At 75.5% G+C, this 5,274-nt stretch carries 6 protein-coding genes; 4 read left to right on the forward strand and 2 right to left on the reverse strand.

All coding sequences use genetic code 11. From position 1 onward, the window contains the following. The 3 genes from AB0G13_RS33940 to AB0G13_RS33950 form a co-directional block, all read left to right on the forward strand. Positions 1-918, forward strand: a 918-nt coding sequence (locus AB0G13_RS33940; RefSeq protein ID WP_357883567.1) for a chorismate-binding protein, incomplete at its 5' end; no start/stop codon positions are given. Between the two features lie 162 nt (positions 919-1,080). Beyond that, a complete protein-coding gene (locus AB0G13_RS33945) occupies positions 1,081-2,691 on the forward strand; it encodes an L-lactate permease (RefSeq protein WP_357883570.1) in 1,611 nt (536 codons plus the stop codon). A 160-nt stretch (positions 2,692-2,851) separates the two neighbouring features. Continuing rightward, positions 2,852-3,514: a dihydrofolate reductase family protein gene (locus AB0G13_RS33950; protein ID WP_357883573.1), complete on the forward strand. Its 663-nt coding sequence runs from the start codon at positions 2,852-2,854 to the stop codon at positions 3,512-3,514. Between the two features lie 22 nt (positions 3,515-3,536). Here the strand turns inward: AB0G13_RS33950 and pip are convergent, their stop codons facing one another. After that, positions 3,537-4,496, reverse strand: coding sequence for a prolyl aminopeptidase (pip, locus tag AB0G13_RS33955; protein WP_357883576.1), 960 nt, complete (start codon positions 4,494-4,496; stop codon positions 3,537-3,539). A gap of 53 nt (positions 4,497-4,549) precedes the next feature. Here pip and AB0G13_RS33960 point away from each other — a divergent pair, with 53 nt between their 5' ends. After that, entirely contained in the window at positions 4,550-5,032 is a 483-nt protein-coding gene (locus tag AB0G13_RS33960; RefSeq protein ID WP_357883579.1) for a MarR family transcriptional regulator, read from the forward strand. Between the two features lie 46 nt (positions 5,033-5,078). Here AB0G13_RS33960 and AB0G13_RS33965 read toward each other — a convergent pair. After that, on the reverse strand, positions 5,079-5,274 hold a 196-nt coding region (locus AB0G13_RS33965; RefSeq protein WP_357883582.1), incomplete at its 5' end, for a hypothetical protein.

Raw genomic sequence — 5,274 nt, forward strand, 5'->3', positions numbered from 1 at the left:
TTCCCCTCCTCGTCGCTGTTCCGATCTCCCGGGTGGGCGGTGTTCGCGTTGGTCGTCTACGGCCACGGCCCGGCCGCGCCGCGACCCATCGCGTCGCCTGGCGCGCACTGGTGGCGGGGCGACTGGGCGGAGAGCTGGACGCCCCGCCAGCACGCCGACGCCGTGACGGCGGTCCGCGCGGCGATCGGCCGCGGCGACGTCTACCAGGTCAACCTCGTCGGCCACGCCGCCGCCCGCTACACCGGCGACCCGCTGCCGGCCCTGGGCCGGCTGGCCGCGCTGCCCGGCGCCCGCTACGGCGGCACCCTCGTCGGGCAGGGCTGGGCGATCGGCTGCGCCAGCCCGGAGACCCTGGTGGAGCTGGCCGACGGGCGGCTGATCACCAGGCCGATCAAGGGCACCCGGCCGGCCACCGCCGCCGGCCGCGCCGAGCTGCTCGCCTCGGCCAAGGAACGCGCCGAACACGTGATGATCGTCGACCTGGAGCGCAACGACCTGGCCCGCGTCGCGCGTACGGGCAGCGTGCGGGTCGACGAGCTGTTCGCCGTACGCCGGTGGTGCGACCTGTGGCAGGCGGAGTCGACGGTGTCCGCGGCGGTCGCCGACGGGCTCGGCCTGGCGGACCTGCTGCGCGCGGTCTGCCCCGGCGGCTCGGTCACCGGCGCTCCGAAGCTCGCCGCGCTGGACCGCGTCGCCGCGCTGGAGCCGGTCGGTCGGGGCGCCAGCATGGGCGCGCTCGGCTGGGTCGCCCCGGGGCGCGTCGACCTGGGCCTGACCATCCGCACCGCCGCCGTGGACGCCGACCGGGTGCACGTGTGGGCGGGCGGGGGCATCACCTGGGGCAGCGACCCCGACGCCGAGGTCGCCGAGGCCGCCGCGAAGGCCGCCCCGGTGCGCGCCGCGCTCGCCGCCCGCTGAACGGCGCCGGGCGCGCCGGGCCCCGGGGCACGCACCGGCCGGGCCCGGTCCGCCACGCGCCGCTTCGCGCACGTTGGAAGAGGCGTCGCGGCGGTCGCGTCCGGTGGGATGGGCCGTACCCACGCCATCCGGGTCAGGGCGTCCGCAGCCGAGGCGGTCCCGATGTACCAGCAACCCCTGCAGCCTGTCGGCGGGTCGCTCGCGCTGAGCGCCGCCTGCGCCGCATTGCCCCTGCTCACCCTGTTCGTGCTGCTCGCAGTGGTGCGTACGCGGGCCTGGGTGGCGGCGTTCGGGGCGCTGTGCGTGGCGGTGGCGCCGGCCTGGTGGCTGTGGCGGATGCCGCTGCCGCAGACGCTGCTGGCGGCCGGTCAGGGCGCCACCTTCGCGCTGTTCCCGCTCGTCTGGACGTTCGGCACCGCGATCTGGATCCACCGCCTGACCGTGCACACGGGGCACTTCGACACGCTGCGGCAGGGCTTCGCCCGGATCAGCGACGACCGCCGCGTCCAGGCCCTGGTGATCGCGTTCTGCTTCGGGTCGCTGCTCGAGGCGCTGGCCGGGCAGGGCACGCCGGTCGCCGTGACCACGGTGATGCTGCTGGCCCTCGGCCTCGGCCCGGTCCGGGCGGCCGCCGTGGCGCTGGTCGGCAACACGGTGCCGGCGGCCTTCGGCCCGCTCGGCCTGCCGATCACCACCCTGGCCGGCGTGACCGGGCTGCCGGCGACGGAGCTGGGCATGATGGCCGGCCGGCAGGTCCCGGTGGTCGCGGTCGTCGTCCCGCTGGTCCTGCTGGCCGTCGCCGACGGCCGTCGGGGCGTACGCGAGCTGTGGCGCCCGGCGCTGGCGTGCGGGGGCGCGTTCGCGGTGGCCCAGTTCGTCACGGCGAACTGGTTGACGGCCGCGCTCGCCGACATCACCGCCGCCTTCGCGGGGATGGGCGTCCTGCTGCTCGTCACCCGCCGGCCCGTGGTGGCGCGGCGCACGGTCGCCGTGGCGGTCGGCGGGGGGCTGCCGGAGCGCGACGCGCCGGCGCCGGCGGGGTCGCAGTGGCGGGCGTACGCGCCGTACGTGACGATCGTGGCGGTCTTCGCCGTCTCCCAGGTGCCGGCCGTCAAGCGGCTGCTCGACGCGGGCACGCTCGCGGTCTCCTGGCCGGGGCTGCACGTCGTCACCGCCTCCGGCGCCCCGTCGCCCCTGACGACCTTCCGTTTCGCCTGGCTCGCGGCTCCCGGATCGTTGCTGCTGGTGGCCGGCCTGCTCACGGCGGCGCTGCTACGGGTGCCGCCGCGCGAGGCCGTCGGACTCTACGGGCGCACCCTGTTCGAGCTGCGCTGGGCCGTGCTGACGGTGGTCGGGCTGCTGGCGCTGTCGTTCACCATGAACGCCGCCGGGCAGGTCGCGACGCTGGGCGTCTGGATGGCCGGCGCGGGTGGGTTCTTCGCCGTCCTGGCGCCGGTCCTCGGTTGGCTCGGCGTCGCCCTGACCGGCTCGGACACATCGTCCAACTCGCTGTTCGGCGCGCTGCAGGTGGTCGCGGCGCAGCGGGCCGGGCTCGATCCGGTCCTGCTCGCCGCGGCCAACGCCTCCGGCGGGACGCTCGGCAAGATGGTCAGTCTGCAGAACCTCACGATCGCCGCCGCCGCGGTGGGGCTCACCGGCCGGGAGGGCGAGCTGTTCCGGCGGATGTTCGGCCCGAGCGTGCTGCTGCTCACCCTGATGTGTCTGCTGGTCGGGTTGCAGGCCACGCCCCTGCTGTCCTGGATGGTGCCGTAGCCGGGGAGCCGCGCCCCGCGTGACCCGCACCCCACCGACAACTTTTATTGTCTTGACAATAGAACCCGTCGGTAGCAGGCTTCGGATGTGCGGTGCTCCATCGGAGCACCGCACCGCATCCGTAGCCTGCGCGTCGCAGGCCCTGCCCGGGAGACATCGCATGGAGATCAGCGTCCACACCTTCGTCAGCCTCGACGGCGTCATGCAGGGCCCCGGCGGGCCCGAGGAGGACACCAGCAACGGCTTCATGCGCGGGGGCTGGCTCGTGCCGCATAGCGGCGACGGCCAGCTCGACTCCGTCGACGAATGGTTCCGGCAGGCCGACGCCTTCCTGCTGGGACGCCGCACCTTCGAGATGATGCGTGGCTACTGGCCGCAGGTCACCGACCCCGACAATCTGGTGGCCACCGCCCTCAACACGGGGTCGAAGTACGTCGTCAGCAACACCCTCTCCGACGCCGACGCGGCCTGGGGGAAGACCACCGTGCTGCGCGGCGGCGACATCGTCGCGCAGGTGCGGCGGCTCAGGCAGCAGCCGGGCGGCGAGCTTCAGGTGCACGGCAGCTGGCAGCTGGCGCGCGCCCTGCACGACGCGGGGCTCGTCGACACGTACCGGTTGCTCCAGTTCCCCGTCGTCGTCGGCGAGGGCAAGCGCCTGTTCGCCGACGGCGCGACCCCGGCGTCCTACCGCATCACCGACTCGACGCTGGCCGGCGGCGGCGCGGGGGCCGTCGCGCTGACCCTGCGCCGGACCGGGTTCGGCGCCACCGCCACCGCCGCCGGCGAGTTCGTGGTACGCGACGGCAGGGAGGCCGTGGCGTAGCGGGGCGACGCCGCCCCGCTGGTCAGCGACGGTCGGCGAAGTCGTCCAGCGCCGCCACGACCCGCTCGGCCAGGCCGTTGCGGGAGCCGTGCCCGGCAGCCTCCAGCAGCTCCAGCCGGGCGTCGGGCCACGCCTGCGCCAGCTGCCACGCCACCTCCGGCGGGCTGCTGATGTCGAGTCGGCCGTGCAGCAGCACGCCGGGGATGCCGGCCAGCCGCTCCGCCTCGCGCAGCAGTTGTCCCTCCGGCAGGAAGCACCCGTTGCGCCAGTAGTGGGTGACGAGCCGGGCCTGCAGCATCCGGAACACCGGGTCGTCGTAGCGGGGGTCGGGCCGGTGACCGGGGGCAGTGGCGACGTGGGTGTCCTCCCAGTCGCACCACTGCCGCGCCGCGCGCTCGCGCACCGCCGGGTCCGGGTCGGCCAGCAGCCGGGCGTACGCGTCGGCCAGGTCGCCGTCGCGCTCGGCCGGCGGCACGCCGTCACGGAAGCGGGCCCACTCGGCCGGGAAGATCCGCCCCATGTCCCGGGTGATCCACTCGATCTCCCGGCGGGTTCCGGCGGTGACGCTGAACAGCACCAGCTCGCTGACGTGCCGCGGGTGCCGCTGCGCGTACGCCAGGGCGAGGGAGGCGCCCCAGGAGGCGCCGAGCACCAGCCAACGCTGCGCGCCGAGGTGTGCGCGCAGCAGTTCGATGTCGGCGATCAGGTGGTCCGTGGTGTTGGTGGACAGGTCCACGGCCGGGTCGGCGGCGTGCGGGGTGCTGCGACCGCAGCCCCGCTGGTCGAACAGGGTCACCCGGTAGCGGGCCGGGTCGAAGAAGGTCCGCCAGCTGGGCGTGCAGCCGGAGCCGGGCCCGCCGTGCAGCACGACGGCGGGCTTGCCGTCGGGATTGCCGCAGGTCTCCCAGTACACGAGCTGGCCGTCACCCACGTCGAGCATCCCGTGCGCGTACGGCTCGACTAGGGGATATCGCTCGGCCATCACCCACTCCTCCCTCTCACCGTCCAATGCAACAGCGCTGTTACATTAGCGGGGTGGCGAACGCACCGGAACGTGAGGCCCTGGGGACGCTGCTGCGGCACGTCCTCGACGTGCTCGATGGCGACGTCGCCGCGGTCTACGCCGAGCGGGGCCTGGCCGACTACCGGCCCCGGTTCTCGCCGCCGCTGCGGGTGCTGGTCGCCGACGGGCCGCTGCCCATCCGTGACCTGGCCCGCCGCGTCGGCGTCACCCACTCGGCGGCCAGCCAGACCGTGGCCCAGATGGTCCGCGCCGGCCTGGTCGACCTGGTCCCCGGCACGGACGCCCGCCAGCGCGTGGTGCACCTGAGCGACCGGGCCCGCGAGCTGCTGCCGGTGATCGAGGCCGAGTGGGCGGCGACGAGCACCGCGATGCGCGAACTGGACGCGGAGCTGCCCGTGCCGCTGGCCGACCTGCTGCACGAGGTGCTCGCCGCGGTCGGCCGGCGATCGATGCGCCAGCGCATCGCCGACGCGGGCCTGCCGCCGCCGACCTGACCGACGGCCGCCGTCGGGAGAGAACGCGGAGCCCCCAGTGGCGGCATCACCGTTCACCCCGCAGCAGCGCCGCCGCGCGGCCGGCCGCCACCGCCACGGCCGCACGCAGCGCGTCGACGTCCACGCCCAGGCCGGGCCGCAACAGCGGCAGGACGGGCGCACCCACCGCCGGCTGCGGTGCGGGTGGCAGCGGCGGCACCGCCCGGGCGTACGCGTCGGCGGCGGCCGTCCCCGCGTCGGCG

This window comes from Micromonospora sp. NPDC023633 (assembly GCF_040640035.1).
In the GTDB taxonomy this organism is placed as follows: domain Bacteria; phylum Actinomycetota; class Actinomycetes; order Mycobacteriales; family Micromonosporaceae; genus Micromonospora.